Annotated in this window: 17 protein-coding genes; 9 read left to right on the top strand and 8 right to left on the bottom strand. The window is 28.2% G+C overall.

Features of this window, described 5'->3' with window-relative positions; all coding sequences use genetic code 11:
• Positions 1-11: 11 nt before the first annotated feature.
• The 4 genes from CAMP5118_RS02590 to CAMP5118_RS02575 form a co-directional block, all read right to left on the bottom strand.
• A complete protein-coding gene (locus CAMP5118_RS02590; RefSeq protein WP_337216546.1) occupies positions 12-641 on the bottom strand; it encodes a penicillin-binding protein activator LpoB in 630 nt (209 codons plus the stop codon).
• A 13-nt stretch (positions 642-654) separates the two neighbouring features.
• A complete protein-coding gene (locus CAMP5118_RS02585) occupies positions 655-984 on the bottom strand; it encodes a YcfL family protein (RefSeq protein WP_337205823.1) in 330 nt (109 codons plus the stop codon).
• Positions 981-2327: a COG3014 family protein gene (locus CAMP5118_RS02580; RefSeq protein ID WP_337216545.1), complete on the bottom strand. Its 1347-nt coding sequence runs from the start codon at positions 2325-2327 to the stop codon at positions 981-983. The genes CAMP5118_RS02585 and CAMP5118_RS02580 overlap by 4 nt, the downstream gene beginning before the upstream one ends.
• Before the next feature lie 96 nt (positions 2328-2423).
• Entirely contained in the window at positions 2424-3458 is a 1035-nt protein-coding gene (locus CAMP5118_RS02575) for a cytochrome-c peroxidase (RefSeq protein WP_173787074.1), read from the bottom strand.
• Between the two features lie 200 nt (positions 3459-3658).
• On the opposite strand from CAMP5118_RS02575, the gene plsY reads away from it, so the two are divergent.
• The 5 genes from plsY (at position 3659) to CAMP5118_RS02550 (ending at position 7180) form a co-directional block, all read left to right on the top strand.
• Positions 3659-4270 (top strand): glycerol-3-phosphate 1-O-acyltransferase PlsY, encoded by a 612-nt coding sequence (gene plsY, locus CAMP5118_RS02570; protein WP_263678371.1) that lies wholly within the window; start codon positions 3659-3661, stop codon positions 4268-4270.
• Positions 4255-4572, top strand: coding sequence for a dihydroneopterin aldolase (locus CAMP5118_RS02565; protein ID WP_173787072.1), 318 nt, complete (start codon positions 4255-4257; stop codon positions 4570-4572). The genes plsY and CAMP5118_RS02565 overlap by 16 nt, the downstream gene beginning before the upstream one ends.
• Positions 4573-4649: 77 nt before the next feature.
• Entirely contained in the window at positions 4650-5324 is a 675-nt protein-coding gene (hsrA, locus tag CAMP5118_RS02560) for a homeostatic response regulator transcription factor HsrA (RefSeq protein ID WP_039667907.1), read from the top strand.
• 114 nt (positions 5325-5438) lie between these two features.
• On the top strand, positions 5439-5684 hold the full coding sequence (locus tag CAMP5118_RS02555; protein WP_012660922.1) for a YfhL family 4Fe-4S dicluster ferredoxin: 246 nt from the start codon (positions 5439-5441) through the stop codon (positions 5682-5684).
• The gene (locus tag CAMP5118_RS02550; protein WP_337216544.1) at positions 5684-7180 is read left to right on the top strand and encodes a Ppx/GppA phosphatase family protein; all 1497 of its coding nucleotides are present in this window, start codon (positions 5684-5686) and stop codon (positions 7178-7180) included. Before CAMP5118_RS02555 ends, CAMP5118_RS02550 begins: the two co-directional genes overlap by 1 nt.
• Here the strand turns inward: CAMP5118_RS02550 and CAMP5118_RS02545 are convergent.
• The 3 genes from CAMP5118_RS02545 to CAMP5118_RS02535 are packed head-to-tail and all read right to left on the bottom strand — an operon-like array spanning position 7177 to position 8647.
• Positions 7177-7935, bottom strand: coding sequence for a hypothetical protein (locus CAMP5118_RS02545; RefSeq protein WP_263708316.1), 759 nt, complete (start codon positions 7933-7935; stop codon positions 7177-7179). The two genes, CAMP5118_RS02550 and CAMP5118_RS02545, sit on opposite strands and share 4 nt — an antisense overlap.
• A complete protein-coding gene (fliN, locus tag CAMP5118_RS02540; RefSeq protein ID WP_012660919.1) occupies positions 7932-8228 on the bottom strand; it encodes a flagellar motor switch protein FliN in 297 nt (98 codons plus the stop codon). The genes CAMP5118_RS02545 and fliN overlap by 4 nt, the downstream gene beginning before the upstream one ends.
• Positions 8225-8647: a hypothetical protein gene (locus CAMP5118_RS02535; RefSeq protein ID WP_012660918.1), complete on the bottom strand. Its 423-nt coding sequence runs from the start codon at positions 8645-8647 to the stop codon at positions 8225-8227. The genes fliN and CAMP5118_RS02535 overlap by 4 nt, the downstream gene beginning before the upstream one ends.
• A gap of 111 nt (positions 8648-8758) precedes the next feature.
• On the opposite strand from CAMP5118_RS02535, the gene pseI reads away from it, so the two are divergent.
• The 4 genes from pseI (at position 8759) to CAMP5118_RS02515 (ending at position 15467) form a co-directional block, all read left to right on the top strand.
• On the top strand, positions 8759-9793 hold the full coding sequence (gene pseI / locus CAMP5118_RS02530; protein ID WP_337216543.1) for a pseudaminic acid synthase: 1035 nt from the start codon (positions 8759-8761) through the stop codon (positions 9791-9793).
• Between the two features lie 2 nt (positions 9794-9795).
• Positions 9796-11700: a motility associated factor glycosyltransferase family protein gene (locus CAMP5118_RS02525; RefSeq protein ID WP_337216542.1), complete on the top strand. Its 1905-nt coding sequence runs from the start codon at positions 9796-9798 to the stop codon at positions 11698-11700.
• Between the two features lie 57 nt (positions 11701-11757).
• Positions 11758-13497: a motility associated factor glycosyltransferase family protein gene (locus CAMP5118_RS02520; protein WP_337216541.1), complete on the top strand. Its 1740-nt coding sequence runs from the start codon at positions 11758-11760 to the stop codon at positions 13495-13497.
• A gap of 92 nt (positions 13498-13589) precedes the next feature.
• Positions 13590-15467 (top strand): motility associated factor glycosyltransferase family protein, encoded by a 1878-nt coding sequence (locus tag CAMP5118_RS02515; protein ID WP_337216540.1) that lies wholly within the window; start codon positions 13590-13592, stop codon positions 15465-15467.
• 23 nt (positions 15468-15490) lie between these two features.
• On the opposite strand, the gene CAMP5118_RS02510 is transcribed toward CAMP5118_RS02515, so the two are convergent.
• On the bottom strand, positions 15491-15806 hold a 316-nt coding region (locus CAMP5118_RS02510; protein WP_337205832.1), incomplete at its 5' end, for a flagellin.

The raw sequence follows: 15806 nt of genomic DNA, 5'->3' as shown, positions 1-15806 counted from the left end.
GTTGTTTTATATTACCAGCTTACAGTTTTACTAGATCCTAGTTTATTGATTCTATTAGTTTTTTGCCATACTACCAAACCACTACCCTTTTCAGCTAATTTCATAACAAAAAAGTATTCAACCTGGGTTTTACCGTTGCTTAATTTTATATTTTGCTGACCAATTCTTCCTTGTAAAGTCAAAGAAGCACTAATTTGCGTATGATTTTTAGATACTGTAGCTTTATCATATCTATCATCATCTTTATCGCTCGTTACATCATCCATATTATTTTGAGTAGCACTATCATTGCCTTGAGTAGCTGAAGCTGCAAATTTACCTGAATTTATAAGTTCTTCTACCATCAAATCAGTCAAATTTCTAGTATCTATTCTTAAAGCCGTATCATTTACCACATCATAAACTGCCACAATAGCCTTACCTGAATTTCCTATTTTATTCACAACATAACTTGAATTAAACAAACTATTTAACATTTCTTTAGCTGTATTGTCAAAATCTTCACCAGTTAAAGCCATGCTTAAAGAATCGCCTTGTTTTACTTTTGTCGCAGTTCCATCTACATAAATAGGTTGTTGCATACACGCACTAAATAAAACACCTATAGCCACTACACTTGTTAAAATTTTAATTTTTTGCATTTTTTATCCTTTTTTATTTAATATATATTTTATATTTTTTTGCTTCCTTATTGCTAGCTATATTTTGTATAATATACTCTTGTTTAGCTAATAATCTTATATTTTTATAGTTTTTATCAATAGTATTTTTTATAACAAACCCATCCTTATCAAACCATTCTATTTTATAAGAAAGCTTTTTATCAACAGAACTATAAAAAGTAATCTGCACTTCTAATAATCCTGCATTATTTATTCTTTCTTTTATACTTTTTACATTTGTATGTTTAAAATTTGCATCAAAAGTATCTTGCGAAACCAATAACATACAATTTAATAACAATAAAAAAATTATCTTTTTCATTTTTCTATAATATTTATACTTGGAGCAATATTAGGTGCAAAAGAACGCACTACAACCAATGCATTTTTCTTTGGATTAATCTGTCTTTCAAATAGCACATCATTACTTGGAGTTTTGATAATAATTTTACCTGTATTTTTAATCATAACAACACCAATATTTTGTGGCAATCCTCTCCAAGATCTAACATCAGCTTGAGTAGTTGCTGCATTCATGATACCACTAGCAAGGCTTAAAAAACCTCCTGTTGAGTCATTATTAGCTACTGCTGCATTGAAAGTAGTTTTTAAGATAGCTGAAACTATTGCTTTTGTAACTATTGATGGTTGCTCGAACTTAAACTCGCTTGCTACAACATTATCCAAATCAACTAATTTTGTAGTATTAGTATCATTTACACTTAAATACTCAAAAGACTGACTTCTTTTTTTTAGCTTAGGTAGAGCAATAGAAGTTGTCGTAAGAGTGTCATTTAAAATCAAAGGCAGAGTTAATTTAAACTCATCCTTTATCACACCAAAACCATTCTCATAAACAATAAAAACATATTTATTTTTTGATTTAGCATTGCTAATTGCTTTCCACTCTTTATTAATTTCTTTATTTTTTGGGTTTAAAATCTTTATTTCTTTAAATAAATCTTTAGCCAAAGTATAATCTTTACTCATATAATAAAAAATCGAAGCTAAGTAAGTTGCATAAGGATTGGTAAAATTTTTACTTGTTGAAAATTCTTCAAACAAAACTTCATATTGAGCATTTATTTGTTTTGTTGATTCACTAAAATTTTTATTAAAATTTGGATCTTCTTTTTTGGCCTTTTCTAATTCTGCTTTATTTTTAGCAATTTGAGCTTTAAAATAATCTTTTGCTCTATCTTGACGCAATAAAGCTCTTTTAAACTCCACTCTTGCATTATTATAATCACCCTCACTCATAAAATTTAAACCCTTATATGTATTTACCATTATTCTTTCATATAAAGAGCCATCATAGTCTAATATGGAATCATTTATTAATGTAGTTACAGCTGTTTTAGCAATTTTTTGAGCGCCACTTCTTAAATCCACATCAACTTGATAAGATTCCTCAACCTTATCAAAAAATTCATTACTAAGATTAAAATCTCCACAATTTTTTGCGATTAAACCTGCATTTAATCCTACATATACTGGATCATCTTTTTTATCTACCTTAGTCATTTCTTGAGTAAAAAATTCATCAGAACATATCTTTTGGGTTAACTTTTGCTCTAATTCATTGTTTACTTTTGCATGATTAGCACACGCACTAAATAAAATAGCTGTTAATGCAATCACACTAAATAAAATTTTATTTTTCATAGCCAATTCCTAATTAAAAATTAAGAATGTATTATATATAAAAAATAAACAAAAAAACAACATTCCCTAAAGAAATATCTTTAGGGAAAATTTTAATTAAAGCTCTGGTTTTGGAGTTTTTTCAGTAGCTTTTGGAAGTTGAGGATAAGTAATGCTTGGTTTTTTGCCTGTTAGAGCATGTAAGAAAGTTTCTATAGAAGCTGCTTCTTTGTCAGAAATTTCTATGCCAAGTTGCACACTACCCATTTCTTTAATCGCATCTTGTAAAGACCAAATAGCGCCATTATGGAAGTATGGAGCTGTTTCGGCAATATTTCTTAAAGTTGGAGTTTTAACTAAACCATTTGCATCACCTTTAAAATCACCTACATTTGCAAATTTATATTTAGCTGCCACTTGGAAAGCTTGCATGCTACCACCTAAATTTACTCCTGTATGACAAGCTGTACAGCCTTTATCGATGAAAGTTTTTAAACCTTCTTTTTCTTTTTTGCTTAAAGCTTTTGTATCACCTTCTAAGAATTTATCAAATTTAGATGGAGTTAGAAGTGTTCTTTCAAATGTAGCAATAGCATCTGCTATATTATCAAAAGTTACCCCATCATTACCATATATTTTTTTAAATTCTTTAACATATTCTGGCATAGAAGAAATTTTTTCTACTGCTAACTTAGCAGGAGTTGCCATTTCAGGTTCTGCCTCGATTGGTCCTTTTGCTTGATCTGCTAAAGTACCTGCTCTACCATCCCAAAATTGAGTTGAATTTAAAACAGAATTATAAACTGTTGGCGAATTTAAATGATGAGGATTAGCAGTCCATTTGTGTCCTACAGCTGCTGCTATACCATCAGCACCACCCATACCTAAGTTGTGACAGGTATTACAAGAAATCAAACCACTTTTAGAAAGTCTTGGTTCAAAATACAGCTTTTTACCAAGATTAGCTTTTTCTTTAGAAAACTTGCTAGCTTTAACGCCCATTTCTTTTAATAGTTTTTCAACGCCTGCTTGATCCTTTGGCAAAGGTGCTAAACCTGCTGCTTTTGCTTCATCAAGCAAAGCTTTATCGTTAGCAAAAGCAGTTGATGCAACTAATAATGATGATGCAACTAATAATGAAATTTTTTTCATTATTCACTCCTAAATAAGATAAAATAAAGCCTATTTAAAATAAACTTATTGAAAATATATCTATAATTTTCTTTAAATAAAATAAAAAATTTATATTTAAAAATAAAAATTATTATAGGATAAAATATCTCTTAAATATTTATTTCAGAGTTTTTTGCTATCATTATTATAAATCTTTATAGAATTAGGATAGAAAGTAAATGGAAAATTTAATAATTTATCTTTTAGCTTATCTTATAGGTGCTATACCTTTTGGTCTTTTACTAGCTCAAATTTTTGCCAAAACAAATATCAAAAATGCAGGCAGTAAAAGCATAGGTGCTACCAATGTTTTAAGAGTAGTAAAAGAAAGCGATCCTAAGCTTGCCAAAACACTTGCTGTTGCAACAATTGTCTTAGATGCACTTAAAGGAATTGCACCTATATTAGTAGCAAAAATTTTAGGCTATGATGAAAATATCTTATGGACTATGGCGGTTTTAGCAGTATTTGGCCATTGTTTTTCTCCTTATTTAAAATTTGAAGGTGGCAAAGGAGTAGCTACTGGAGCTGGGGTTTTAGCAGTATTTTTACCTTTTGAGATTATATGTGCACTTTTGGCTTGGTTTATTATAGGTAAGGTATTTAAAATTTCAAGCTTGGCCTCACTTGGAGCTTTAATTGTTTTAATTGCAACTTCTTTTATATTTCATTATGATATGCCTGTGATTAATACCCATGCGCCGATATTTATCATCGCTTTTATAGTAGTTTATAAACACATACCAAATATTTTAAGGCTTATTGGAAAACAAGAATGCAAAGTCATATAAAAGTTAGCTTAGAATTTAAATGCATTATAGGGCTTTTGGATTTTGAAAGAATCCAAGAGCAAAAAGTCCTAATAGAATTAGAAGCTAAAAGTAAGAAATTTTTAGATTATGCAAAATTATGCACTAGAATAGAAAAAATCTATAAAAAGAAAAAATTTAAGACTATAGAAAAATCTTTAAAATATATATGCAAAGATATCAAAAAACATCATAAAAAACTTCAATTTATAAATATTACTTGTTATAAGCCCGATATCATCAAAAATGCATGCGTTGGAGCTAGTTTAAGCAAAAAATATTAAAAATTTTTTAAAGAATTTTGAACATTTGCTTAATTTGTGTTATACTTTTGCACTAAAACTATCTTCAAAGGAATAAAATGCGTATTTTAGTTGTAGAAGATGAAGCATCGCTTAATAAAACCTTATCAAACACTTTAAATGAGTTTGGCTACCAAAGCGACACTTCAGAAAATTTTAAAGACGCTGAGTATTTTATAGGTATTAGACATTATGATTTAGTATTATCAAATTGGACTATAGGCAATAATGATGCAAGCGATTTGATCAATGCTATCAAACAAAAATCTCCAAGAACTGCTATAGTAACAATGTGTACAAAAGCAGATAAAGAAAATGAAATCAAAGCTTTAAAAGCTGGAGCAGATGATTATATAAAAAAACCTTTGGATTTTGAAATTTTAATGGCAAGAATCGAAGCTAGACTTAGATTTGGCGGGACAAATGTGATTAAGATTGATGATTTAGTGATTGATCCTGATGAAGAAAAAATCACTTATCAAGGAAAAGACATAGAGTTAAAAGGAAAGCCTTTTGAAGTTTTAACTCACCTTGCTAGACACTCTGATCAAATCGTATCAAAAGAACAACTTTTAGATGCTATTTGGGAAGAACCTGAACTTGTAACTCCAAATGTTATAGAAGTTGCAATCAATCAAATAAGACAAAAAATGGATAAACCTCTTAATATTTCCACTATAGAAACTGTGCGCCGCAGAGGATATCGCTTTTGTTTTCCTAAAAAAACTAACTAAAAATTTTTAGAATGATTTAATCATTCTAAAAATTAAATATTTTTATCTCTTTTTAAATTAGCTATAAGTTTTTATATAGTATAAGTTTGCTTTATTATCAATAAAAGGAAAAGTATGTCACTTTTAATCACTAGAGAATGTATATCCTGTGATGCATGCAGAGAAGAATGCCCAGATGAAGCAATTTATGATAATGATCCAATCTATGTCATAGATCCTGATTTATGTACTGAATGTGTGAATGAATTTTCAGAACCAGCCTGTATAGTGGCCTGTCCAGTAGATTGTATCATACCTGATCCTGATAATGTAGAAAGTATTGATGAGCTTCGCTTAAAACATAAAAATAAAGATATTTAATGGCTAAAAAAACAGCAGTAATTGATCTTGGCTCTAACTCCGTTCGTATGGTTGTTTTTGAAAGAACCTCAAGATATGGTTTTTTTATTTGCAGTGAACACAAAAAGAAAGTAAGACTTGGAGAAAATGCTTATAATAACAACAAAATCCTCCAAGAAGAAGCCATGTTTAAGGCCGAGAAGGCACTAGCTTATTTTAAAGAAAAAGCTGTAAAAGAAAAATGTAGGAAAATTATTGCTGTTGGAACTTCTGCGCTAAGAGATGCGCCTAATGCAAAAGAATTTATTACTAGAATATCAAAAAATGTGGGTTTAAACATAAAATGCATTAATGGTAAAACAGAATCATTTTTAGGTGGTCTTGCTGCATTAAATTTACTATCAAATATTCAAAATGCCACCACCATAGACATAGGTGGAGGATCAACCGAGCTTTGCTTGATTAAAGAAGGTAAAATTATAGATTGTATTTCGCTTGATCTAGGAACCGTAAGATTAAAAGAGATTTTTTATGATACTAAAAGATTAAATGCTCTAGATCAATTCATACAAGAAGCTCTAATGCAAGTTCCAAAACATTTTCAAAGTGAAAATATTATTGCCATAGGTGGAAGCTTAAGAGCATTGTCAAATTCTATAATGAAAAAAAATTCCTATCCTTTAAAAATAATCCATAATTTCAGCTACAGCTTTGAAAGAGAAAAAAATTATATAGAAAAAATTCAAAATGCAAAAAATTTAACAGATTTTGATATCAAAAAAGATCGCTTTGATACTATAAAAGAAGGTTGTGTTATATTTTTAGCCTTAGCTAAAAAACTCAAAGCTAAAAATATCATCACTTCTGCAGTAGGTGTCAGAGAAGGCGTGTTTTTATCTAATCTTTTTCAAAAATACGCCAAAATAAAAAACGACACTAATGACTTTTCGCAATTTAATGCCAAATTTCCGCCAAATTTCAACCCAAGTTTAAAATCCTTACAAGATCGCTTTGGTGTTGATTATAAAGATAAAAGTGCTTATTTTGCAAGTAAATTATTTGATGTGCTTTCACCTATTCACAAAATAAGTTCAGATTTTAAAAAAGATCTTTTAAGCGCTGCTAAATTAGCCCATATAGGTGAAAAAATTAATTTTTATTTTGCTAATGAACATAGCGCCTATATGGCAATGAGTGGCTTAAACTTTGGCTTTTCACACAAAGAAATTTTGCTTATTGCAACTCTTTTAAAAGCCAATGGTAAAAAAATAAATCCCCTTGCTATGGAACATGTTAAAGAATTATTACCAAATAACCATATATTAGCTTGGCTTAATTTTATTCTAGCACTAGCAAAAAAACTTGCTAAAGATAGTGATGAAAATCTTGATTTTACATTAAAAAATCATACCTTATATATTTATTCAACAAAAAAACAAATTTATTTTTCAAGAGAAGAAATCAAAAAAATTTCAAAGCCAAAACTTATTGTTTTAGCCTTTAATCAATCTAATTAAGCATTTTGTTTTAAAAGTAAATTTTGCAATCTTTGTTTATTTTCTTCAAAATAAGAATCAAAGTCTTTTTCTTTTGGTTTTTGGGATGTTTTGTTTTGTTCCTCATTTTTCATCATAGCTTCACTTGTTTCTAATACCACATTAGAATTTCCTATGATCATAGTATAGCGTTTTAAGCCATACTCAAAGACTACAAGTTGGTTATGTCTATCAAGTGGTCTTTGAAAAATCAAAGTAAAATTTCTATCTAAAGGATGTTTTTGCCTTAAATACATTTTTAAAAACCAAAGTCCAACAAGCAAAAGTATCAAAACACTTACAACTAAAATATAATTTGTAAAATCATACTCTTGCATTTTTATCTCCTCATTTTTTTCTTCTAAGCTATTTTTAGTTGCTAAATTCATACCTTCTTTTTGAGCGCGTAGTCTTAATCCATATTCACCAATCGTATCTGCATTAATTTGTATCTTATCACCAACACTTAAGGCTATAAAAGTTTTTTTACCTTCTGAAAAAATTTTTATTTTTTTAATTATGCTAGAATTTAACGTCTTATCTTCTTCTTTAACACTTTGAGCATTTAGTGTAAAGATAATAATATCGCCTTTTCTCTTTTGACTAATGCCTTCTTTATAAGGAATATCAAATGAAAAAGTAATATCCACCCTATCTTCTCTAGGATAGATATTATAATCAAGAATTTTTGCCCCAAAAAGAGGCAAAGCAAGTAGTAAAATCCAAATAAATCTCATTGCAATTCTTTTTTAAAATACTGCAATACTGATTTAGAATCTAAAATCTCATTAATTCTTATGGCAAGGTTTTTTTCATACACCATCACCTCGCCTTTACCAAAAATTCTTTTATTCAAGTAAAGCTCCACACTTTCTCCTGCTGGCTTTTCAAGATCTATCACAGAACCAACTTCTAGCTTTAAGAGTTCTCTCACACTCATATTAGTCGTGCCAAGCTCACTAACAAAATCAACACTAATATCTAAAATATCTTCATAAGATTGTAATAATCCTAAATGATCTTCTATCATATTTTTTTATAACCTATTCTAAAGGAAGCATTTTTTACTTCATAAGTAAATTTTTCTTTGAGTTTAATTTTTGAAAATCCATCAATACGCCCTAAATACTCAGGAACACCTAAACGATACTCATCTTTTCCATTAGTATCATTAAGTAGCTTTTTAGCATAGCCTATGATTTGATTAGCCACTTCTTTAACTAAATCTGCCAATCCATCTTCTTTTAATTCTTCATGTAATAAAAATTGTGCAATTTCATTTAAAGCTTGTTTTTGAAAAAACAAATAAAAACTATATTCCTCATCTTTAAAATACAAAGGTATAGAAGCCCCATAAAGCTCGCCTCTAATCACGCTTTTTTGTGAAATTTTTAATTTTAAAATATGCTCAAAAAAATGATAAATCGAATACTCAAGTGTTTTAGTCATAGCTTTTCCTTAATAAACTTATAATAAATTTATTTTACTAAATAAACCTTTAATCATAATTAATAATTAAAATATAAAATACTATAATTTTGATTTGCTAAAAGGCTTTTAATGTTTATAGAAAATTTTAATTTAGATGAAAAAGTTTTTATCATTGCCGAGCTTTCAGCCAACCATACAAACAGTCTTGAAATGGCTTTAAAAACCATACAAGCAGCTAAAAAAGCAGGGGCTGATGCTATAAAAATTCAAACCTACACCCCAGATAGCTTAACGCTAAATTCTGACAAAAAAGATTTTATTATCGAAGGTGGTTTGTGGCATGGATGCAAACTATACGAATTATACAAAGAAGCTAAAACGCCTTATGAGTGGCATGAAAAACTTTTTGAATGTGCTAAAAATGAAGGGCTAATCTGCTTTTCTAGTCCTTTCTCTAAAGAGGATGTGAATTTTTTAAAACAATTTAATCCCCCAGCTTATAAAATCGCTTCTTTTGAAGTAAATGATTATGATTTTGTGCGTTATGTGGCAAAAGAAAACAAACCTACTTTGGTTTCTACGGGTATAGCTTATGAAGAAGAGCTTGAAATGGTTGTTAAAATTTTCCAAGAAGAAAACAACCCAAATCTAATTTTGCTTAAATGCACTTCGGCTTATCCTTCACAAATTTGTGATTTAAATTTAAACGCCATCAAAACTTTACAAGAAAAATTTAAAACCATAGTAGGCTTAAGCGATCATAGTGAGGGTTTTTTAGCACCTACTTTAGCAGTAGCTCTTGGAGCAAGAGTCATAGAAAAACATTTTATATTAGATAAAAGCTTAAATAGTGCCGATGCTAAATTTAGTCTTGATTATGAAGAGTTTAAGAAAATGTGTTCTATGGTGCGTTTAAGCGAGCAAGCTTTAGGAAACAAAGAATTTAGCATGGATGAAAAAACTTTAAAAAATCGTCATTTTGCAAGAAGCTTATATGCTAGTAAAGATATAAAAAAAGGTGAGGTTTTTACACAAGAAAATGTAAAAAGCATAAGACCAAACCTAGGCTTACATCCTAAATTTTTACCTATCATACTTGGTAAAAAAGCAAGTTGTGATATAGAATTTGGACAAGCGTTAAAAAAAGAAGATTTTTTGGAGTAATTATGCAAGAAAATATTTTTAATAAAAATTTAAAAGCTCTAAGTAATAAAGATTTAAAAGAAAAACTAACAAATTTCAAGCAAAATAATTTTAAAATAAAACAAGGATCTGATCCTTTGGATATTAATTTTATTCATCATAAAAGAGAACAAGCGTTATATAATAATACACTTGATGAGTTAAACGAAAAAATAAATCTATACAATGATAAATATTTATTATATCCAATATTATATTTTTTTGGTTTTGGCAACGGAATTTTGTATAAAATTCTCTTGCAAAACAAAAATAGACAAAAAATTGTTATTTTTGAAAAAGAAATAGAATTTATTTATCTGAGTTTTCATCTTTTAGATTTTAGTGAAGAGTTAAAAGACTGTCGACTAATTATTTTAGATATAAACAATATAAACTATACACATTTTCAAATTTTATGCAATAGCTCGCCGTTTTTTAATTTCTTAAGAACTTATTTTTTAGATATCCATTGTGATTATTATGAAAAATTTCACAATGATATTTTAAAAACAAACGAAACTATGCAAACTTATATAAAAAAATCTATTTTAAAATTTGGCAATTCTTCAAAAGATGCTTTAAAAGGTATAGAAAATTTTATTTATAACCTACCAGATCTTTTTTTAAATCATTCTTTTAAAGAATTATTATCAAAACGAAAAAACACCTACCAAAACGCTATTATAGTTTCAACGGGTCCTTCTTTAATCAAACAACTCCCTCTGCTTAAAAAATATGCAAATAAAGCAACTATCTTTTGCGCTGATAGTGCTTATCCTATACTAGCAAAACATAATATAAAACCTGATTATGTTTTATCTTTAGAGAGAATAGAAAAAACAAGTGAATTTTTTAATAATAATTTTGGAGATTTTGATAAAGATATATTATTCATCTTAACTGAAATTGTATATAAAAACACCCCTAAATATTTAAAAGAAAACAATAGGGATTTTATTTTTATACAAAAAATAGGTGATTTTAGTAAACTTTTTCATTTAAAAGACCTGGATAGCTTAATAAATACTCCAAGCGTGGCAAATATGGCTTATTTCATAGCATCTTGCTTACAACACAAAAATATCATTTTAATAGGACAAGATTTAGCTTATTCTGATGATGGATTTTCACATCCTCAAGATTATCATTATAAGGCAGACTGCGAAAGTCATTATGAACATATTCAAACTTTGGGTTATGGTGGTAACAGCATGGTGAAAACACACGAAATATGGATGGTGTTTAAACATTATCTAGAAGAAGCTATTGCTGATAATAAAAAACAAAACATCCAAACTTATAATGCCACTGAAGGCGGAGCAAGGATAGAAGGAACCATAGAAAAGCCTTTTAAAGAGCTTTGTGAAGCTTTATTTGAAAACACCACACCAAAATCATTCATACAACTTGATAAAATCACACAAAATAAAAAAAATGAACTCATGCTTAAAACATTTTATAAAACACAACAAGCCATCAAGCTTTGTGAGTTTTTACATAAAGAAAATTTATATATACTCAATCGTATTTGTTTTTTAATGAGTGATGAAAAAAATTTTATTAGTTTAATACAAGAAATAGAAAATTATAAAACAAAACTTATCAAAGTAGATATTTTAAAAGAGCTAACAAGCGCTATTAGTGTTCAATTTGAGCTTAATTTAGCAAGAATTCAAGTGCTTAACCCTAAAACGCAAGAAGATAATTTTAACAAAATGCTTCTTTGGATTAAAGAATACTTATCTTTTATTGAAATTATTAACGAACATATTATTGCATTAAAAATAACCTTAGAAACAAATATATTAAATTTAGAAAATTTTCTGATCAAAAATAACTTTGAAAAATATGTAAATAAAATAAAAGCAACAAAACTACAAAGCTGTTGATTAATATAAAGTACATTCAATATAATTTTGTTATAATTAAAATAAAAATGGATATTAATGAATAAAGAATTATTTTTAAAAAACACTCAAGCCCTTTTTGAAGTTGATCAAATATTAGCTTATGAATTAAGAAAATTAACTAACACTCAACGGTTTCAACTTATAGAAAATAAAATTTATGATACACACAATCAAATTCTTTTAGACGAAAATCACTCTTTTGACTTTGAAAAATTTGAGCTATATCCAGTATTGTTTTTTTACGGCTTTGGTGATGGAAAATTTTTCTTAGAACTTTTAAAAAATCAACACTTAAAGCACATCGTAATCTTTGAAGATGAATTAGAAATTTTATATTTAGCCTTTCATATGATTGATTTTTCTGCATTTTTAAGAAAGGAAAAATTGATTTTATTTTTTACACCAAATATTAACACCGCTCAAATCAAAGTTTTATTTAATTATCCAAACATCAAACATACATTAAAAATTTTTAACTTTCATTTTTATAATGAATTTTACACCAATTTTTACTCATCTAACGCCCAAAATATAATGCAAACTTTACTAAATATAATCAAAACACTCATGCTTACTCGAGGAAATGACCCAAAAGATGCTTTAATAGGAATAAAACATAATGTTATAAACCTAGAAAAAATCATCACCCACACCCCTTTTAAAAGTCTAATAAAAGACAGAAAAACAAAGGCAAAAAACGCTATAATAGTTTCAACAGGCCCTTCTTTAATCAAACAACTTCCTCTTTTAAAAAAATACCAAGAAAATGCTGTTATTTTTAGTGCTGATAGCTCTTATGCGATTTTAGCAAAAGAAGGAATCAAACCTGATTATGTTTTTTCACTAGAAAGAGTAGACTTTACAAGTGAATTTTTTAATAATGATTTTGGAGATTTTGATAAAGATATATTATTTATCATTGCTTCTTTAACTCATCCTAAAACCATAGAGTATTTAGAAAAAAATAATAGAAATTATATACTTGTTTTAAGACCTTTATTTTTTGAAAGCAAGCTTGGTTTAAATGAGTATGGCTTTTTAGGAAATGCTATGAGTGTTGCCAATATGGCTTATGAATTAGCTGGTGCTTTAAGATTTGAAAACATCATTTTAATAGGACAAGACTTAGCCTATAGTGATGATGGCAAATCACACCCAAAAGAACACCTATATGGTGATCAAGGAGATGAGGAAGTAGTCTATAAGGAAATAACTGCTTATGGTGGTAACGGAAAGGTTAAAACACAACTCACTTGGTATTTGTTTTTAAAAAGTTTTGAAAAAGATATTGCTCTTGCAAAAAATATCCTAAATATAAAAACATACAATGCTACAGAAGGCGGAGCTAAGATAGAAGGAACCATAGAAAAGCCTTTTAAAGAAGTTTGTGAAGAAATGTTAAAAGAAAAAATTGACAAAAACATCGCTTTAACAAAACCAAAAAATCCTCAAAAAAAAATCAAACAAAGCAAAGAAAAACTTATCAAACAAACAAAACAATGTGAAATATTTATTAATGAATGCAAAAAAGCTATTAAAGAAAAAAACTTAGAAAAACTAGAAAAACTGAGATTAAAACTACCAAAAAGTGATTTTTTTTCAGATATTGTGCAAGCTAGGTGTTTTCAAAACGAATGTGAAGTTTTAAAACACAAAGTTACGAAAGTCAAAGATTTAGAATTTTTTTTATCTCAGCAAATTGACTTTTTTGAGGAAATCATTTTATACCTAGAAAAATACAATGAGACTATTAAGGAAAATCTTGATAATAAATAAACAAATATATTTAAAATTTTTATTTTCTAAGCAAAAAAACTACACTATTTTTATTTGAAAAAATGACGATTTTCTTTAAGTGAAAGGGTAATATGAAAACAGAAATTTTTAAAAAAAATATCAAAGCTTTAAAAGGAAGCGAACACCAGAGCTTAAAAAGAAAATTAGATAAAATTAAAGAAGCAAAAGATTATATTTACGTTTTTGATAAAGATCCTTTAAACTGCAATATTTGTTATAAAAATTTGAAAAATATATATAAAGATCCACTAAAAGAATTACAAGAGCAAATAGAAATTTTTAATAAAAAATACCTAAGATACCCTGTGTTATTTTTTTATGGCTTAGGTAATGGAATTTTTTATAAAAATTTATTAACCAATAAAACCCATGAAAGGGTTATTGTTTATGAAAAAGATATAGAGCTTATATTTTTAGTCTTTAATATGATTGATTTTTCCAAAGAACTTTTAGAGGGAAGATTAATTGTCGTTCATACCAAAGAATTAAATTATGTTAAAGCGGATTTAATTTGTAGTTTATTAGGTTTGTTTTTAAGAACTTATGATTTGCATATTCACTCATATTTTTATGAAGATCAAAAAAAAGAAATTCGATACATCAACACCTTAAATTCCAAAGTAATCAAAAATATAGCCTTACGAAAAGGAAATGACCCAATAGATGCTATGCAAGGAGTGGAGCAATTTGTTTTAAACTTACCCAAAATGCTTACACACCCAAGCTTTAAAGAGTTAAAACAAAAAAGAAGTCATAAAAGCAAAAACGCTATATTAGTGGCTACAGGACCATCACTACAAAAACAACTTCCTTTGCTTAAGAAATATGCAAATAAAGCAACTATCTTTTGTGCTGATAGTGCTTATCCTATCTTAGCAAAAGCAGGTATAAAACCTGATTATGTTTGTATGCTTGAAAGAGATGATATAGTAGCTAAATGTTTTGATAATGATTTTGGTGATTTTGATAAAGATATAACTTTTATTTTAGTTTCTTTGGTCCATCAAGATAGTATTAATTTTTTAGAAAAAAATAAAAGAAAATATATTTTAGTTTCTAGAGCTTATGCGTTTGCTTATTCTTTGGGTTTGCATGATTTTGGCTATGTTAGCGGAGGAATGAGTGTTGCTCATCTAAATTATGAGCTAGCTCAATTATTAGGGCATGATAATATCATTTTAATAGGACAAGACTTAGCCTATGCTAATGATGGCAAAACACACAGCGATGGCTTTTTACACGAAAGTTATCATGAGGGGGATTTTGAGCGCGATCATGGTAAATATGAAACCCTAGCATATGGCGGAAAAGGCTATGTGCAAAGCTCTGAAATATGGCTTATTTTTAAACAAATTTTTGAAAATTTATTCCACAAACAAACAAAAGCAAAAATTTATAATGCTACAGAGGGTGGAGCTAGAATAGAAGGAACCATAGAAAAACCTTTTAAAGAACTTTGCAAAAATTTACTTACTAATGAAATCAAAAAGCCTTTTCCAAAAATACAAAAACCAAAACGCAAAAATAGTAATGAACTTATGTTACAAGCTTATAAAAAAATCAAACAACACATCAAAGCAAGTAATAAATTTTTTAAAGAGTGTAAAAGATTACACAAAGCACTTAATAATCAAAGCAAGATCCGCTACACTCCTCAAGAATTAAGCGCTCAAATAGACACTCTCAAAGCAACACTAGAAAGTCAAAAATATATTTTTTTAAGAGAAGTTATCTCTCCTTCTTTATTTCATTTAGAAAGTACTATTTCTCAAATTTATGTTACTCCTATACATAATGAAAGTGATAAACAAAACAAACTTACAGCTTGGATACTAGCACATAAAACTTGGCTTGAAGACATTGCAGAATTAACCTTGATTCAAGAAAAAGCTTTGAAAATAGCTATTATGCCTTTACAAGATATCTTAGAAAAAAGAAATTTAATATAAAGTGGGAAAAACCCACTTTGGATTTATTGTAAAAGTTTTAGAACATTTTGTTGTACAGCATTAGCCTGACTCATAGCATAAGATCCACTTTGAGCTAAGATGTTATACTTAGAAAAGTTTGCACTTTCTGCTGCAAAGTCTACATCTCTGATGTTTGATTCAGCTGATTTAATATTTACTTGAGTTACACTGATGTTATTAAGTGTAGCTGTGATTTGATTTTGCACCGCACCGATGTCAGCTCTGATAGCATCAAGATTTGCTGTAGCAGTTTCAACTATATCCATCATAGCCATAGCACCTTTAAGTGTAGTAACACCAGGAGTTTGATCATTCGCT

The organism is Campylobacter sp. LMG 7929 (assembly GCF_024723595.1).
Taxonomy (GTDB): Bacteria; Campylobacterota; Campylobacteria; order Campylobacterales; family Campylobacteraceae; genus Campylobacter_D.
The sequence above is the reverse complement of the archived record's forward strand: the minus strand, read 5'-3'. Positions and strand labels throughout refer to the sequence as shown.